Origin of the sequence: Modestobacter italicus, from assembly GCF_019799965.1 — a bacterium.
Lineage (GTDB): Bacteria > Actinomycetota > Actinomycetes > Mycobacteriales > Geodermatophilaceae > Modestobacter > Modestobacter italicus_A.
This window is the reverse complement of record NZ_JABGCJ010000001.1, coordinates 370,106-384,083: the sequence shown is the minus strand read 5'-3', so window position 1 is coordinate 384,083 and position 13,978 is coordinate 370,106. Positions and strand designations below refer to the sequence as shown.

Below are 13,978 nucleotides of genomic sequence, written 5' to 3'. Positions count from 1 at the left end.
CTACGAGGTGTTGTGTAAACCCAACGACCGTGCCTACGGTGGGGTCACGGCAGGAACCCCCGTCCCCACAGTCGAGGAGGAGCCGTGCTGGCTCTCGACCAGATCAGCAAGGCCTACGGGTCCCACCAGGTGCTCGACGACGTCTCCCTGCAGGTGCGCCGCGGTGAGGTGCTCGGCTACGTCGGCGGGAACGGCGCCGGCAAGACGACGTCGATGCGCATCGTGCTGGGCGTGGCGACCGCCGACAGCGGCCGCGTGACGCTCGACGGCGTGCCGGTCGACGCGGCCGCCCGCGCCCGGATGGGCTACATGCCCGAGGAGCGTGGCCTCTACCCGACGATGCGGGTGCAGCAGCAGCTGGAGTTCTTCGCCGAGCTGCGCGGCCTCTCCCGCCCGGACGCCGCGCGCGCCGCCACCTACTGGCTGGACCGGCTGGGCGTCGGCTCGCGCCGGGACAGTGCCCTGGAGGACCTCAGCCTGGGCAACCAGCAGCGGGTCCAGCTGGCCGCGGCGCTGGTGCACGGGCCCGAGGCGCTGGTGCTCGACGAGCCCTTCTCCGGTCTCGACCCGCTCGCGGTGGACGTGATGGCGGAGGTGCTCCGGGAGGAGGCGGCCCGGGGGGTCCCGGTCGTCTTCTCCAGCCACCAGCTGGACCTGGTGGAGCGCACCTGCGACCGGGTCGCCGTCCTGCACGGCGGCCGTCTCGTGGCCGACGGCACCGTCGAGGGGCTGACCGGCGGGGACGGTCGGCGCTGGCTGCTGCGCAGCGACGCGTCGCCGGCTGCCTGGGCCGCTGACCTCGACCCGGACACCCGGGCCAGTGTCGAGCCCGCCCACGGCGACGCCGTCACCGTGCGCCTGGCCGGCGACGAGGACCTCGGACGGGTCGTGGACGCCGTGCGCCGCCACGGGACCCTGCGTGAGCTGCGGCCGTGGCGTCCCTCGTTGACCGAGGTCTACCGCGACGTCGTCCACCCGGGGCCGGTCGAGACCGGCCCCGCCCACCACGAGCTGGAGGAGCAGGCAGCATGAGCACCCAGACGCCCACCCGCCCCGAGGTGTCGGCCGACCCGCACCGGATCCGGGGGCTCGGCGGCGTGCGGATCGTCCTCCGCCGCGAGCTGGCCACCAAGTTCCTCACCAAGGCCTTCCTGGTGAGCACCCTGCTCTTCGCGCTGACCGCGCTCGCCGGGCCGCTGCTGGCCGGCGGCGGCGAGGACGACGCGCCGGTCCTGGCGCACACCGGTCCGACGGCCGACCTGGCCGCCGCGGTCGGCGCGGTCGGCGGGGACGTCGTCTCGCTGGAGCAGGTGGCCGACGAGGCCGCCGGCCGGCAGCTGGTCGAGCAGGGCGAGGCGGACGCCGTCCTGCTCGCGGCCGACGACGGCGTCCGGGTGCTGGTCGAGGACTCCCTGGACCCCCAGCTCGGAGCGCTGCTCCAGGCCGCGGTGCAGGACCGCTCGCTCCGCGAGGCGGCCGGGGCCGCCGGTGTGGACCCACAGCTGCTGACCGAGGCGACCGGTGCGGCGCAGGCCACCGTGGACGTGGTGGCCGTCGGTGAGGACCTCGCCATCGCCGACGTCATGCTGGGCCTCGGGTTCGCCGCCGGCGCGGTGGTCGTCGTCCTGCTGTGGGGCATCCCGCTGGCGACCGATGTGATGCAGGAGAAGGTCTCCCGCGTGGTGGAGGTGCTGCTGACCAGCGTGCGTCCCTGGCAGCTGCTGGCCGGCAAGGTGCTGGCCACCACGGTCATCGGACTGACCCAGCTGGTGGTGGTGCTCGGCGCGGGGCTGGGCGCCCTCGCGCTGACCGGCGGGCTGCCCGACGTCACCGGTGTCTCCTGGACCGTCCTCGCGGCCGGTGTGGTCGGCCTGGTCCTCAGCATCGTCATCTGCAACACGTTGATGGCCGGGCTCGCTGCCCGCGTGGAACGCCAGGAGGACCTGAGCAGCGCCCTCCAGCCGGCCCTGGGTGCGGCCCTGGTCCCGATGGCCGCCGCGTTCTACCTGGTGTTCGAGTTCGCCGAGACCCGCTGGCTGGACGTCGCGTCCATGGCGCCGGTCCTCTCCACCTTCGTGATGCCGGCGCGGCTGGCCGTCGAGCCCGTGCCGGTCTGGCAGCTGGGCACCGCGCTCGCCGTCGCCCTGGCCACCGCGGTCGCCGCCTTCGCCGTCGCCGGCCGCGTCTACGCCGGCTCCGTGCTCCGCTCCGGCGGCCAGGTCCCGTTGCACGAGGCCCTGCGCAACCGCTGACCCGTCACCCTCCGGAAGGACGACCGATGACCCGTCCCGTGCACCGCTCCGACTGCTCGGTGATGTACCCCAGCTCGCCCGTGGACCCGGTGGAGCTGAAGACCTTCGCCTCCTTCGTCGAGCTGGCCGGCATGCGCCGGCTGTACTGCGGCCAGACGATGGTGTTCGAGCCGCACACCACCTTCTCCCGGCTGCTCGCCCAGGGCAGCACCACACCACTGGGCACGGCGGTGACCCTGATGCCGTTCCGGCACCCGGTGCTCGCCGCGCTGCACGCACGCGAGCTCTCGGTGTTCTCCGGGTCCACGTACGTCGCCGGGCTCGGCCTGGGGTCGCGGCAGTTCAACGAGGCGATGACCGGGTCGTGGCCGGCCAGCCCGCTGACCTACGTGCGCGAGTACGCCACCATCGTGCGCGACCTCCTGCGGGGCGAGGCCGTCGAGCTCGACGGCGACTACTTCTCCGTGCGGTCCCGGCTGAACCCCGACCTGGGGCAGTCGGTCGAGCTGGGGCTGGGGGTGCTGCGGCCCCGGATGACCGAGCTTGCCGGCGAGCTGGCCGACGTGGCCATCTCCTGGCTGACCCCACCGGAGTACTGCGCGGAGCAGCTGCTGCCCTCCCTGGCCAAGGGCGCGGTGGACCGGGACGACCCGCCGCGCCTGGCCACCGTCGTGAACGTCGCCGTCGACCGGCCGGGCCGCGACCCGGTGCAACTGGCCCTGGCCGGCCTGGGCAACCACCTGGCCGCCCCGCACTACGGTGATGCGCTCACCAGGGCGGGGTACGACATCGTGGTCGGCGACCGCGACCACAACGCGGCCGAGATCGTCCGGCGCGGGCTCTACGTGCACGGCACGCCGGCCGAGATAGCGACCGCCCTGTCCGCCTACCTGGCGGCCGGCGTCGACGAGATCCTGCTGAACGTCGGGGGCGTCCACCTCAGCCGGGGGCCCGTCGAGGCCCTGCAGGACCTGCACGACATCAGCCAGGCACTGGAGGAACGGTGACCGGCGCCGTCCCCGACCCGGGCAAGGAGTTCGCCGACGTCCTCGCCGGGCTGGGTGGCCGCCGGGTGGCGCTGGTGGTCACCGGATCGCTGAGCGCCGCCTTCCTGCCCTACTGGCTCAACTTCGTCGAGCAGCTCCCGCACCCCCCGGAGCTGCGGGTGCTGCTCACCCGCAGCGCGACCGGGATGGTCAGCCCGGCCGTGGTCGGCGCGCTGCTGGGCAGGGAGGCGGAGATCGACGCCTGGGACGCCGTCGGCGCCGGGCACGCCGCCCACGTGGAGCTGGCCGAGTGGGCCGAGGGCTTCCTGGTGCACCCGTGCACGTTCTCCTACCTGGGACGGGTGGCCAACGGCCTGGCCGACACCCCCGGCCAGCTGGCCCTGCAGTGCTCGACCAGGCCGGTCGTGCTCTGCCCGGCTCTGCCGCCGGGCACGCTGGAGAGCCCGGCCTACCGCCGGCTCCGGGCGCTGCTGGACGAGCGCGAGGACGTCACCGTGCTCGACCCTGGGGTGGGCCGGAGCGCGGCCACCGGGCGCCAGGAGGGGCTGCCGCCGGTGCAGTTCCCGGTCGCGCTGGCCGCCCTGGCGACGGTGCTGGCCGAGGGCCGGAGCCGGTGACGATGGTCCGCAGCACCGAGACCGGTCACCTGCGCACCACGACCCGGCGTGCCGACTCGGCACCCGGGTTCGTGCTGCACCGGGCGGCCGGTCCGCTGCGGCAGCACGAGCTCCAGCTGCCGGCCGAGCTCGCCGCCCGGGTCGCCGGCCTGCCGGTCGACGGGCTCGTCTGGTCACCCGGCCGCCCGGCCGGTGACGGGCTGGAGCACGCGGTGCCCGGGGAGGCCTCGGTGGCGACCCTGGTGCTGGCCGGGATGCCACTGCCCGCCGTGGCCCGGATGGTCGCGCCCGTCGGGGCCGCGCTGGCCGCCGTCCACGCGCTGCCGGCGACCAGCGGTGCTGCGCCCTCCGGTCTCCGGCGGCTGGAGGCCTGGCTGCACACCGGCCAGGGGCCGGGCGACGCGGCGCGGCTGCACGCGCTGCTGGCGGACGTGCCGGGGCTGACCGCCCGCCTGCGCGACTGGGTCGACGACCTGCGGACGGCGCCGGCCCGGCTGGCGCTGGGCGCCCCGGGCATGAACACGCTCTACCCGGACCCGGCCGGCGACCGGACCGCGGTGCTGGTCACCGACGAGCTCGCCGACGCCGCACCCGAGTGGGACCTGGGATGGCTGCTCGGTGAGCTGCTGGAGCTGGCCAACGACCCGCACCGCACCGCTGCGCCGGTGCCGCTGGAGGGCCACCCGGTGGCCGAGGTGGTACTGGCGGGCCACCGCGGCGCGGACCGGCAGGGCCCGGGGGCCGCGCTGGACCGGGGTCGGCTGTCGCGGGCCGCCGTCCTGCGCTGGGTCGTGCACCTGCACGACTACGTCGCCTACGTCGACTGGGCCGAGGACCTGCCGGCCCGCCTGCAGCGGGTCGGGCTGCTGGCCGCGGACCCGGACCGGCTGCTCGCCCGGTGGTGAGCCGGGCGGGCGGGCCGGTCCTCGCGGCCGGGGGAGGTCAGGAGGCGATGTCGCCCGGGCGCACCAGCCCGCTCTCGTAGGCCAGGGACACCGCCTGCACCCGGTCCCGCAGCCCCGTCTTGGTCAGGATGTGCGACACGTGGGTCTTGGCGGTGCACTCGCTGACGAACAGCTCCGCGGCGATCTCCGCGTTGGACAGCCCGCGGGCGATCAGGCCGAGGACGTCGCGCTCCCGGCTGGTCAGCGACGCGACCAGCCGGGGCTGGAAGGTGCCGCCCGTCGTCCGGTTGCTGAAGTGGCGCAGCACGGTGCTGGTCACGTCCGGCGACATCAGGGCCCGCCCGGCGTGCACCGTGCGCACGGCGTCGACCAGCGTCTCGCCCTCGCTGACCTTGAGCAGGTAGGCGCTGGCGCCGGCCTGCAGGGCGGGGAACACGGAGTCCTCGTCGTCGAAGGTGGTGAGCATGACGACCCGCGACTCCGTCTGCTGCACGATCCGGCGGGTCGCCTCGATGCCGTCGAGCGCGCCGGGCATCGAGATGTCCATCAGGACGACGTCCGGCCGCAGGTCCAGGGCTGCGGCCACGGCCGACTCGCCGTCGCGCACCTGGCCGACGACGGTGAGGTCCGCCTCGTGCTCGACGATCATCGCGACGCCGCTGCGGACGAGGTCCTGGTCGTCGGCGAGCAGGACCGAGATCGTCCCGGGACCCGGGGCCGCCCCGGCCCCGGCGTCCAGGTCCTGGTGCGCGCAGGGGCGGGCCCGGTGGCTGGGGTGTGCGCAGTGCACGTCGTCCCTCCTCACACCGCGACGCGGTAGGTGGAGACGTGCCGGATGCTGTGCGCGTTGAACGGCGTGCCGTTCCAGTCCTCCGACCGCTCGACCAGCTCCAGGCCGGCCAGTCGCGCCATCAGGTCCAGCTCGGCGGGGAAGGCGTAGCGCACCACCTCCTTGACCGTCTCGTGCCGGCCCCGGTCGATGGTGGTGTGGCTGACGACGATCAGCTGCAGGCTGCGCTCCACCGCCGTGGTGTCGATCATGAGCGAGCCGTCCGGGAACGGGTGCGTGTCGGTCCGCACCTCCGACAGGGCGTGGTAGTCGCGCGGCTCGAAGGCCTCGACGACCACGTGCCCGCCGTCGGCCACCTGCTCGCGCATGAGCCGCATGGTGGCCAGCTGCGCCTCCTGGGTGCGGCCCACGAAGAACGTGGACAGCGGCACGTACACGACGTCGAAGGTCTCCCCGGTGCTCTGCGAGGTGAAGTCGAGCAGCAGGGTGCGGATGCCGCTGTCGGGGTGCCGTTCGTGCAGGGTGTCCAGCATCTTCTGCGAGGCGTCGACGCCGGTGAGCCGCACCCCGGCGGCCGCGGTGAACGCCGCCACCCGGCCGGTGCCGACGCCCAGCTCCAGCGCGGTCCCGCCCGGACCGGCCAGCCGGGCGACGTGCTCCCCGGCGCTCTGGGCGTCGGGCGTGGTCGGGTACATGAAGTCGTAGACGGCCGCGAGCCCGTCGCCGTAGGTGTTCTCCCCGAACGCCTGGGGTCGGTCGTCCGTGCGGTCCTGGGTGGTGGTCATGCCGGGGTCCTCTCCGTGTGCGGGGTCTGGTTGAACGCGAGGTCGTCGGGGTCGACGGCCGCCTTCTGGCACTCCTCCGCCAGCAGCTCGGCGAGGTCGGCGGTGGGGTCCTCGGCGTGGCGCATCAGCGCTGCGGCGGCGAGCGAGCAGCGGTGCTCGCCGAAGCTGAGACCGCGGTACTGCGGGCGCGGGTCGTGGGGTTCGTCGGCGACGGCGATGCCGGGCGCGATGCGGTGGGCGAAGGCCGAGACGTCCTCGCCGAGGCCCGGGCAGCCGGCGACGGCCGCGGACACGTCCTGCACCAGGTGCGCCTCGGTGGCCGGCAGGTAGACCACGACGGCATCGCGACGCGGGTAGCCGTCGCGGTGCGACAGCGTCTTGGAGCGGTAGTGCACACCGGCGGCGTTGAGCACCTCCAGCGCCCGCCGCCACGCGGTGGCCGCGGACTCCGGGTCCTGCGCGTGCACGTACAGGCGGCGGAGCGGTGTGGCGCCGGGTGGCTGCGCGCCCCGCGGACCGTCGACGAGGAAGAACCCGTAGGAGAGCCCGGGCCGGGCAGCGGGCAACCGGAGCTCGGTGACCTCGTCGACGGCGACCCCGGCCGGCGTCAGCTCGGCGGGCAGCCGCACCCGGACGTCGCCCAGGTCGACGACCGCGCCGCCGTCGTCCTCCCGGCGCAGCAGGCGGGCGCGGCGTGGCGCGGTGTCGTGCGGCAGGCTCGCGGCGAGCACCTGCTCGACGTCGCCCTCGCGGACGATCCGACCGAGGTCCTTCTCCTCGGCGCGGCCGGCGTGCAGCACCTCGTACATGGCGCCGACCAGCTGCGGTCGCAGGTCGGCCGGGCTGCCGCCGGACAGCTCGCGGCGGCCGACCCGCGCCGTCCAGGTCGACGCGTCGACGCGCACCGCGTCGAGCGCCGCCAGGACGCCGGTCAGGGACGAGGGGACGGTGGTCGCGGCGGGGCGCGCGACGGTGACGGTGGTCATGCGGCGAGCTCCTCCAACTGGGCGGTCGGGGCGAGGGCGGGCAGGCCCAGCGCGGGCGCAGCGGCGCGGGGGTGCAGCAGGGCCTGGCGGCCGATGCCGGCCGCAGCCCAGTGGACGGCGGAGATCCGCGAGGTGTACTCGGCCACCGCGATCAGCCGGTCGAACAGGTGCCAGCCGGCGAAGCGGGTGACCCGGTCGACGAAGCCCGGGTCGTCGCTGCCGCCGCCGGCGGCTCGGTAGGAGTCCCAGAAGGCCGTGATCACCGGCCGCCGGCGGTCGAGTGCGGCGGCGCCGGCGGCCAGCACGTCCTCGTGGCTCAGCTCCAGGTCGGCCACCGCTGCGCCGGCCGGGGTGGGCACGTGGTCGGCGACGATGTCGAGGGTGGCGCGGTGCAGCCACTCGCCGACCATCGCGCCCAGGTCGCGGGCCACGTCGCCGCGGCGGAACTCCTCGACGTCGATCAGCCGCAGGACGTCGTCCCGGCCGACCAGGAACTGGTCGAGGCGGACGTCGCCGTGGATCGCCGTCGGGGCAGCCGCGGCCTCCTCGGCCCGCAGGGTGTGCAGGGCCTCGGTCACCGCCGGGTCGCGCTGCAGGCGGTGCCAGACCTGCAGCACCGGTGCGGAGGCGTTGGCGTAGAGCTGCCAGGGCAGGGCGTCGAGGAACGCGACGGGCGGCATGTGCGGCTGGGCCTCCCGCTCGGGGACCCGGTCGACGTCGAGGGCGTGGACGGCGGCCATGATCCGGCCGAGCGCGGGGGCGTGGTGGGCGACGGCCTGGTCCCGCGCACCGCCGTCCCGGCTGTGCTCCCGGGCGATCTCCGCCAGGCTGGCCGCGCCGGTGACGGCCTCGTAGGCCAGGAACCCCCGTTCGGCGTCCGTGGCGACCAGGGGTGCGGTGCCCAGCGCGGCGCGGATGGCGGGGTCGTCCTGGCGCAGGGTCTCGAAGGCGACGCAGGCGCTGAACCGCTCGGCGGCGTCGGTGCTGCCCATCCGGATCCGCTTCACGAACAGCGGCCGCCCGGTGGTGGTGACCACCAGGAAGTTCGCGTTGCGCCCGTTCTGCTCCTTGGTGGTCTCGGGCCGCACGCGGCCCAGGCCGTGCGCCTCCAGGAAGTCGTCGATCCGGGGGTCGATGCGCATCTCACGTCCTCGGCTCTCTCGCGTGTGGATGCCCATCACCCTCGTCCCGGCGGCGGCCGGGTCACATCGGTCAGCCGGATGAGATCCGCCCGGTGCCGTCTCGGTCGCGCGTGTGAGCCGGCCCACGGAGGCTCTCCTCCTCGCGGGGGAGGGGCGTCTAGCGGCGGGCGCCGGCCGCCCAGCACTGCTCGACCAGGTGCTGGGCCAGACGGAGGTCCAGTGCGGCGTCCTCGGGGGCCACCTCGTCGGTCACCCGCGAGAGGACCCGCAGCGCGGCGGCCCGGTAGGTGTCCAGCCCGTCGCCGGCGACGGCGGGCTCACCGATCAGGCCGCGGTAACCGCTGAGGAAGGCGGCCAGCAGGCGCTCGAACGGCGCGGGGTCCCGGCCGTGGGCGCGGGCCCGGTGCACCAGCTCGATCAGGTCGCCGGTCACCCAGCCCACGTCGACCGCCGGGTGGGTGGCAGCCAGCCCGCCGGGGGCGAGGACGACGAGGTCGCCGGGTGGGGCGGTCACCCAGCCGACGTGGTCGAGCCCCAGTCGGCCGTGCGTCGTCGGACCGGGGGTGCCGGGCGGGGCGGTGAGCAGCTCGGCCCACTGGCGCAGCGAGGTCCAGTGCGCCCGCGGCAGCGGCGGCCAACCGGTCGCGGGTGGGGGCGGCGGACCGGCGGCGAGGCGCTCGCGCAGGGCGTCGACCGCCCCCACCGGGGCGCCGTCGGCGGACTGCTGCGCGCGCGGGGGGACGGCGTCGCCGCGGTGGAGCCGGCGCACCCAGTCGCCGAGCAGCCGCAGCCGTTCCAGCCCGTACCGCTGTGCCCACCGTTCGCCCGGCCGCGGCCACAGGGTGTCCGCCAGCCCGAGGCTGCCCGCGGGGGCCTGCTCCCGGGTGGTCAGGACGACCACCGGCGGGCGGCACATCGACGGGTCTGCCCGTCGAGGGGGTGGGTTGCTGTCCATGGTCGTCGGCGTGGGGCCGCTCCTCCCGGTCGTCGGGGCTCGCCCGGCGGGCACACAGGCACGGTAGGAGGCCCGGGCGTCGTCCGGGGAGGGTCGTGCGACCGATCCTGCGGGATCGGTCGTGCGGGGGACGCAGAGGGCTCAGGGCCCGGTCGGGTGCTCCCCGGCCCGGGTGGCCGGCGGCTGGTCCACCAGCCCGGACTCGAAGGCGAAGACCACCAGCTTGACCCGGTCGCGGAGCTGCAGCTTGTGCAGGCAGCTGGAGACGTGGGTCTTCACCGTGGCCTCGCCGACGACCAGGTGCGCGGCGATCTCCGCGTTGGACATGCCGCGGGCCACCAGCCCGAGCACCTCCCGTTCCCGCTCGGTCATGCTCGCCACGGCGCGCTGGGTGTCGGCGGAGACGGCAGGAGGCGTGGCCTCGGGGCCGACGCTGCGGTGGATGACCTGGCGGGTCACCTCGGGGGCGAGCAGCGCGTGCCCCTGTGCCGCGGCGAGGACGGCGTGCACCAGCTGTGCCGGGTCGGTGTTCTTCAGCAGGAACCCGGACGCGCCGGCCTGCAGGCTCGACAGGACGCTCTCCTCGTCGTCGAAGGTCGTCAGCATCAGGATCGTGGCGTCCATCTCGGCGGTGATGCGGCGGGTCGCCTCGATGCCGTCCATGACCGGCATCTGCACGTCCATGAGGATCACGTCCGGCCTCGTCCGGCGGGCGACCTCGATGGCCTCGACCCCGTTGCACGCCTCGCCGACGACCTCCAGGTCCGCCTCGGCGCCGAAGATCATCGTGAACCCGGCCCGGACCAGCTTCTGGTCGTCCACGAGCAGCACCCGCACCGGTCCGGACCCGGTGGCCGGGCCCTGCGGGACGTCGCTCACGCGCGTTCCTCCGTCCAGCTCAGGCAGACGGCGACCTGGAAGCCGCCCTCCTCGGTCGTGCCGGTCCTCAGGGTGCCGCCGTGCAGCTCGACGCGCTCGCGCATCCCGAGCAGGCCCACCCGGCTGCCCGACGTGCCGCCCCGGGGGCGGCCGTTGTCGGTCACGGTCAGCCGCACGGTGCGCGGCCCCTCCCGGTCACCGGTCTCGAGCCGGACGTGCACCTGGTCGGCGGTGGAGTGCCGCCGCACGTTCGTCAGCGACTCCTGCAGGATCCGGTGCAGCGCCAGCCCCACGGTGGTCGGGACGGCGTCGAGGTCCCCGCAGCGGTGCAGGTCGACCCGCAGCCCCAGCGCGGTGAACGACTCCACCAGCGCGTCCATGGCCTGGGCGCCGTGCAGCGGGGACACCCCGGGCGCCTCGTCGTTGCGCACCCGCAGCGCGCTGAGCAGCAGCCGCAGGTCGTGGGTGGCCGACCGTGCCGATCGCTCGACCTGGAGCATCGCCTCGGTGGCCTGGTCCGGCGTGCTGGTCAGCACCCGGCGGGCGGCTCCGGTCTGGATCCCGATGACCGCGATGTGGTGGCCCACCACGTCGTGCAGCTCGCGGGCGATGCGCAACCGCTCCTCGCTCACCGCGCGCTCGCTCAGCTGCGCGGACTGCTGGGCGATGAGCACCGCCTGCTCCCGCGCCTGCGCCTCCCGGCGGGCGCTCCACCAGGTCAGCACGCCGCCGACGGTCGCGCTGAGGTAGAAGACCAGCGTCGACAGGAGCACCTGCAGCACGGCCGCGGTGGTGGGGGAGAAGGGGCCCAGCTCCGGCAGCCCCTCCAGCGGCGCCAGGCTGTCGCGCACCACGAAGTCGGCCAGCACCCACGCCACGGCGACCAGCCCGAACCCGACCGTCATGGCCAGCGCGGCACGTCGGTGCCGGGACCAGGAGATCGCGTTGAACAACGCGAAGAAGTAGTAGATCTGGACGAAGAAGACCGGGGAGAGCGCGGGCTCGACGACCGCGGTCACCACCAGGTGCGCGGTGGCCACGACGAGCACGAGCAACGGGAGCACCCGGCGCACTGCCAGGGTCAGGGCCGGCACGACCAGCCACAGGTACTGCCACGGCCGGCTGGTCCCCACCTGGGCCAGCGAGCCCAGGCTGCGGGCGGTGTCCAGGGAGAGCACCGCGCAGGCGCCGAAGACGACGGCGACCACCAGGTCGACCCGCAGCGCACGCGCCCGGTGGAGAGGGCGTTCCCACCCCTCGTGCGCCCCGAACGCAGTGAGGAGCCGCGAGGTCATGCGCGAGGTCCGGCGTCACCGTCGGGAACGGTGTCCCAGGCGGCGAGACTGGTGTGCACGGCTGCGGCTTCCCTCCTCGCGTCTGAGTCGGTGAGCCGGCGCACGGCATCGAGGCAACGCGCCAGCGGGGCCTGGCGGCACCGTGCTCCCGTCTCGTCGCCGAGCCCGTCGAGGACGCTAGTACCGCGCAGCGGCACCCGGAAACTCGGGAGGTCACCCAGATCCAGCTGGCGGATCTCGGAGGCGAGCAGGGGCCACGGTGTGGCGGGACCGAGCACGGCGAGTCGGCCCAGGGCGCGCCGCCGGTCGGCGCGGGTGACGAACGTCGGGTGCGTGGCCATCCGGAGCACCTGCGCGTAGAGCATCGTCGGACGGTGGATGTAGCGCACCGAGGCGGCGGGGTCGTCGGGCATGGCCGTGTCGATCCGCCCGATGGTCCGCTCCCGGTGCGCCAGCACCCAGCCGAGCACGTCGGAGAACCCGCGTTCCAGCTCGTCCCGGTCGGCGGCGGTGCGGTGCCGCGCGGCTGCCGCCGGGCCCGGGTGGTCGACCCGGACCGGCGCCATCTCCAGCCGCATGTCGTCCCGGCCGGGGCGCACGACCTGCCAGCTGCGGAAGGGGGAGACCGCGCCGGGGGTGTAACCGAGCGCCCCCGGGTCCAGCTCACCGTCACCCGGGCCGGCCTGCTCCCGGCGCAGCGACAGCATGCCGGTGGCCACCACCCCGAGCAGGCCGTCGTCCGGCCGGTCGGTGCCCTCCAGCCGCGGGGTCAGCAGCGTCTCGGCGTCCACCACGACGGGCAGGCCCGCGCGGTCGACGAGCAGGTTCTCGTAGTGCACGTCGGTGGCGTCGAGCAGGTGCAGCGCCGCCAGCAGGACACCGGTGGCCCGCAGGTACGTCGGCGCCGGCGGGGCGGTGCCCGGCCCGACGTGCTCCACCCACCCGTGGCCGTCCGCCGACCAGCCGGTCAGGCGCGGCAGCTCCACGCCGACCTGCTCGCCCAGCCAGGACGCGACCGTGCCGAAGGCCTGCTCGACGCCCAGGTGGCGGGGCTTGACGACCACGGCGCCGCCGGAGTCCAGCCGCAGGACGGCGACGCTGCGGCCCCGGCCGTGGGTGTCACCGGCACCGAGGTCCACCCCGGCGACCCGGTCGCCGGGGTGGACACCGGCCACCGTGGCCGCCACCGTGGGCCAGTGCCGGTCCGTGGCCGTCAGCAGGTCGGCCACCGCGTCCAGCCGCAGGCCCACGACGGCCCGGACCCAGGCGACCAGGTCCGGCTGCTCGGCGACCAGCCCGGCCAGGCCCGCCGGTGACGCGAGCTCGGCGACGAACGACGCGTGGCGCTCCTCGGCCGTGCTCCCGGTCAGGCTCCCCGCCCGGCGGCGGTGGTCGAGGCGGCGGAGCACGGAGCGGGCGGCCAGGGTGCTGGCCAGGTGCACGGCGTGGGCGGTCACGGTCTGCACCACGGCGTCGGGGTCGGCGAGCAGGCGCAGGGGGCGCAGCCGGCCGGCGGTGTCCTGCAGCTGGTCGGCGACCAGGCCGGTCATCACCTCGCCGAACAGGGCAGCGGGGACCGGCGCCGCGGCCGGCGAGGAGACCGAACCGGGGTGGGGCGGGGCGGGGAGCGGGTCCAGCTCGATCGCGTCCACCCGGCTCAGCAGGTCGGTCAGCTCTGCGGGGTCGGCGACCTCGGGGAAGACCGTCGTCCAGTCCGTGATGACACCGTCCTCGCAAGGGCCGAGACCACCACGGCTGGGCCGTGGTGGTCTCGGGAAGGGAGAGGGGCGGCGGTCCTCAGAGCGTCGGCAGCTGGTGCGGGGCCAGCCGCGAGGTGACGCAGTGGAGGGTGGAGATCCCCGGCATCCCGGTGAGCACGGCGACGTCCTGGCCGACGCGCTGCTCGGCGAGCTCGAGCTCCAGCTCGCCGGCCACGTCGAGGTCGGCGTCCGGAGCGGTGGGCTGGGTGAGGACTGCGGTCATCTGCTGTCTCCCGGAGGGTTGATCGGCTGGTGCGCTGTCTCGGCCACGACGCTAACGGGGGGCGGTGGCGGTCGCCTCGGCCTTACGGCTGAACCTGTGCCGGATCATCTCCTCCTCGCGAGGGAGACGCCCCGGCGCCGCCCGGCTCAGGTGCCCCGTGACGCGGCCTCGCGCTCGGGCTTGCTCCACAGGTGCGCGACCACGACGCCCAGTGCCGGCCCGATGGCCAGGCTGGGCACGCCGAGCGGGTCGGTGTCGCTGAACACGACCCCCAGCGCGGCACCGATGCCGACGCAGATCGCCAGCTTCATCATGTCGAAGGTCTTGCTGCGCGGACGTGCCGGGCGCCTGTTGCCCGGGGAACTGCTCGACGGGGCCATCG

At 75.2% G+C, this 13,978-nt stretch carries 15 protein-coding genes; 5 read left to right on the top strand and 10 right to left on the bottom strand.

What is annotated here, in order from left to right; genetic code table 11:
* Nucleotides 1-84 precede the first annotated feature (84 nt).
* Genes HLA93_RS01905 through HLA93_RS01885 form a run of 5 tightly spaced genes read left to right on the top strand, consistent with a single transcriptional unit; the run spans nucleotide 85 to nucleotide 4,781 of the window.
* The gene (locus HLA93_RS01905; RefSeq protein WP_222192520.1) at nucleotides 85-1,032 is read left to right on the top strand and encodes an ABC transporter ATP-binding protein; all 948 of its coding nucleotides are present in this window, start codon (nucleotides 85-87) and stop codon (nucleotides 1,030-1,032) included.
* Nucleotides 1,029-2,252: an ABC transporter permease gene (locus HLA93_RS01900; protein WP_222192518.1), complete on the top strand. Its 1,224-nt coding sequence runs from the start codon at nucleotides 1,029-1,031 to the stop codon at nucleotides 2,250-2,252. Before HLA93_RS01905 ends, HLA93_RS01900 begins: the two co-directional genes overlap by 4 nt.
* A gap of 26 nt (nucleotides 2,253-2,278) precedes the next feature.
* Nucleotides 2,279-3,259, top strand: a complete 981-nt coding sequence (locus tag HLA93_RS01895) for an LLM class flavin-dependent oxidoreductase (protein ID WP_222192516.1) — start codon at nucleotides 2,279-2,281, stop codon at nucleotides 3,257-3,259.
* Nucleotides 3,256-3,876 carry a flavoprotein gene (locus tag HLA93_RS01890; protein WP_222192515.1) on the top strand — a complete coding sequence of 207 codons (621 nt, stop codon included), beginning with the start codon at nucleotides 3,256-3,258 and terminating at the stop codon, nucleotides 3,874-3,876. The genes HLA93_RS01895 and HLA93_RS01890 overlap by 4 nt, the downstream gene beginning before the upstream one ends.
* 2 nt (nucleotides 3,877-3,878) lie before the next feature.
* Complete coding sequence (locus HLA93_RS01885; RefSeq protein WP_222192514.1) at nucleotides 3,879-4,781, top strand: hypothetical protein; 903 nt, start codon at nucleotides 3,879-3,881, stop codon at nucleotides 4,779-4,781.
* A 37-nt stretch (nucleotides 4,782-4,818) separates the two neighbouring features.
* On the opposite strand, the gene HLA93_RS01880 is transcribed toward HLA93_RS01885, so the two are convergent.
* The 10 genes from HLA93_RS01880 to HLA93_RS01835 all read right to left on the bottom strand — a co-directional run bounded on the left by HLA93_RS01880 (nucleotide 4,819) and on the right by HLA93_RS01835 (nucleotide 13,976).
* Nucleotides 4,819-5,571 (bottom strand): response regulator transcription factor, encoded by a 753-nt coding sequence (locus HLA93_RS01880; protein WP_308127897.1) that lies wholly within the window; start codon nucleotides 5,569-5,571, stop codon nucleotides 4,819-4,821.
* 11 nt (nucleotides 5,572-5,582) lie between these two features.
* Nucleotides 5,583-6,356: a class I SAM-dependent methyltransferase gene (locus tag HLA93_RS01875; RefSeq protein ID WP_222192513.1), complete on the bottom strand. Its 774-nt coding sequence runs from the start codon at nucleotides 6,354-6,356 to the stop codon at nucleotides 5,583-5,585.
* Nucleotides 6,353-7,342: a T3SS effector HopA1 family protein gene (locus HLA93_RS01870; RefSeq protein WP_222192511.1), complete on the bottom strand. Its 990-nt coding sequence runs from the start codon at nucleotides 7,340-7,342 to the stop codon at nucleotides 6,353-6,355. Before HLA93_RS01870 ends, HLA93_RS01875 begins: the two co-directional genes overlap by 4 nt.
* The gene (gene lxmK, locus HLA93_RS01865; RefSeq protein WP_222192510.1) at nucleotides 7,339-8,484 is read right to left on the bottom strand and encodes a class V lanthionine synthetase subunit LxmK; all 1,146 of its coding nucleotides are present in this window, start codon (nucleotides 8,482-8,484) and stop codon (nucleotides 7,339-7,341) included. Before lxmK ends, HLA93_RS01870 begins: the two co-directional genes overlap by 4 nt.
* Nucleotides 8,485-8,641: 157 nt before the next feature.
* On the bottom strand, nucleotides 8,642-9,400 hold the full coding sequence (locus HLA93_RS01860; protein WP_222192509.1) for a hypothetical protein: 759 nt from the start codon (nucleotides 9,398-9,400) through the stop codon (nucleotides 8,642-8,644).
* Between the two features lie 180 nt (nucleotides 9,401-9,580).
* Entirely contained in the window at nucleotides 9,581-10,318 is a 738-nt protein-coding gene (locus tag HLA93_RS01855) for a response regulator transcription factor (protein WP_308127896.1), read from the bottom strand.
* A complete protein-coding gene (locus tag HLA93_RS01850; protein WP_222192507.1) occupies nucleotides 10,315-11,613 on the bottom strand; it encodes a sensor histidine kinase in 1,299 nt (432 codons plus the stop codon). Before HLA93_RS01850 ends, HLA93_RS01855 begins: the two co-directional genes overlap by 4 nt.
* A complete protein-coding gene (locus tag HLA93_RS01845) occupies nucleotides 11,610-13,265 on the bottom strand; it encodes a DUF4135 domain-containing protein (protein ID WP_222192505.1) in 1,656 nt (551 codons plus the stop codon). The genes HLA93_RS01850 and HLA93_RS01845 overlap by 4 nt, the downstream gene beginning before the upstream one ends.
* Nucleotides 13,266-13,410: 145 nt before the next feature.
* Nucleotides 13,411-13,596: a hypothetical protein gene (locus tag HLA93_RS01840; protein ID WP_222192502.1), complete on the bottom strand. Its 186-nt coding sequence runs from the start codon at nucleotides 13,594-13,596 to the stop codon at nucleotides 13,411-13,413.
* A gap of 146 nt (nucleotides 13,597-13,742) precedes the next feature.
* Nucleotides 13,743-13,976: a hypothetical protein gene (locus tag HLA93_RS01835; RefSeq protein ID WP_222192501.1), complete on the bottom strand. Its 234-nt coding sequence runs from the start codon at nucleotides 13,974-13,976 to the stop codon at nucleotides 13,743-13,745.
* Nucleotides 13,977-13,978 lie beyond the last annotated feature (2 nt).

Excerpts from the sequence above, each read along its gene's own strand:
- HLA93_RS01900 (WP_222192518.1), top strand. The coding sequence starts at position 1,029 with ATGAGCACCCAGACGCCCACCCGCCCCGAGGTGTCGGCCGACCCGCAC.
- HLA93_RS01895 (WP_222192516.1), top strand. The coding sequence starts at position 2,279 with ATGACCCGTCCCGTGCACCGCTCCGACTGCTCGGTGATGTACCCCAGC.
- HLA93_RS01885 (WP_222192514.1), top strand. The coding sequence starts at position 3,879 with ATGGTCCGCAGCACCGAGACCGGTCACCTGCGCACCACGACCCGGCGT.
- HLA93_RS01875 (WP_222192513.1), bottom strand. The coding sequence starts at position 6,356 with ATGACCACCACCCAGGACCGCACGGACGACCGACCCCAGGCGTTCGGG.
- HLA93_RS01870 (WP_222192511.1), bottom strand. The coding sequence starts at position 7,342 with ATGACCACCGTCACCGTCGCGCGCCCCGCCGCGACCACCGTCCCCTCG.
- lxmK (WP_222192510.1), bottom strand. The coding sequence starts at position 8,484 with ATGCGCATCGACCCCCGGATCGACGACTTCCTGGAGGCGCACGGCCTG.
- HLA93_RS01860 (WP_222192509.1), bottom strand. The coding sequence starts at position 9,400 with ATGTGCCGCCCGCCGGTGGTCGTCCTGACCACCCGGGAGCAGGCCCCC.
- HLA93_RS01850 (WP_222192507.1), bottom strand. The coding sequence starts at position 11,613 with ATGACCTCGCGGCTCCTCACTGCGTTCGGGGCGCACGAGGGGTGGGAA.
- HLA93_RS01840 (WP_222192502.1), bottom strand. The coding sequence starts at position 13,596 with ATGACCGCAGTCCTCACCCAGCCCACCGCTCCGGACGCCGACCTCGAC.
- HLA93_RS01835 (WP_222192501.1), bottom strand. The coding sequence starts at position 13,976 with ATGGCCCCGTCGAGCAGTTCCCCGGGCAACAGGCGCCCGGCACGTCCG.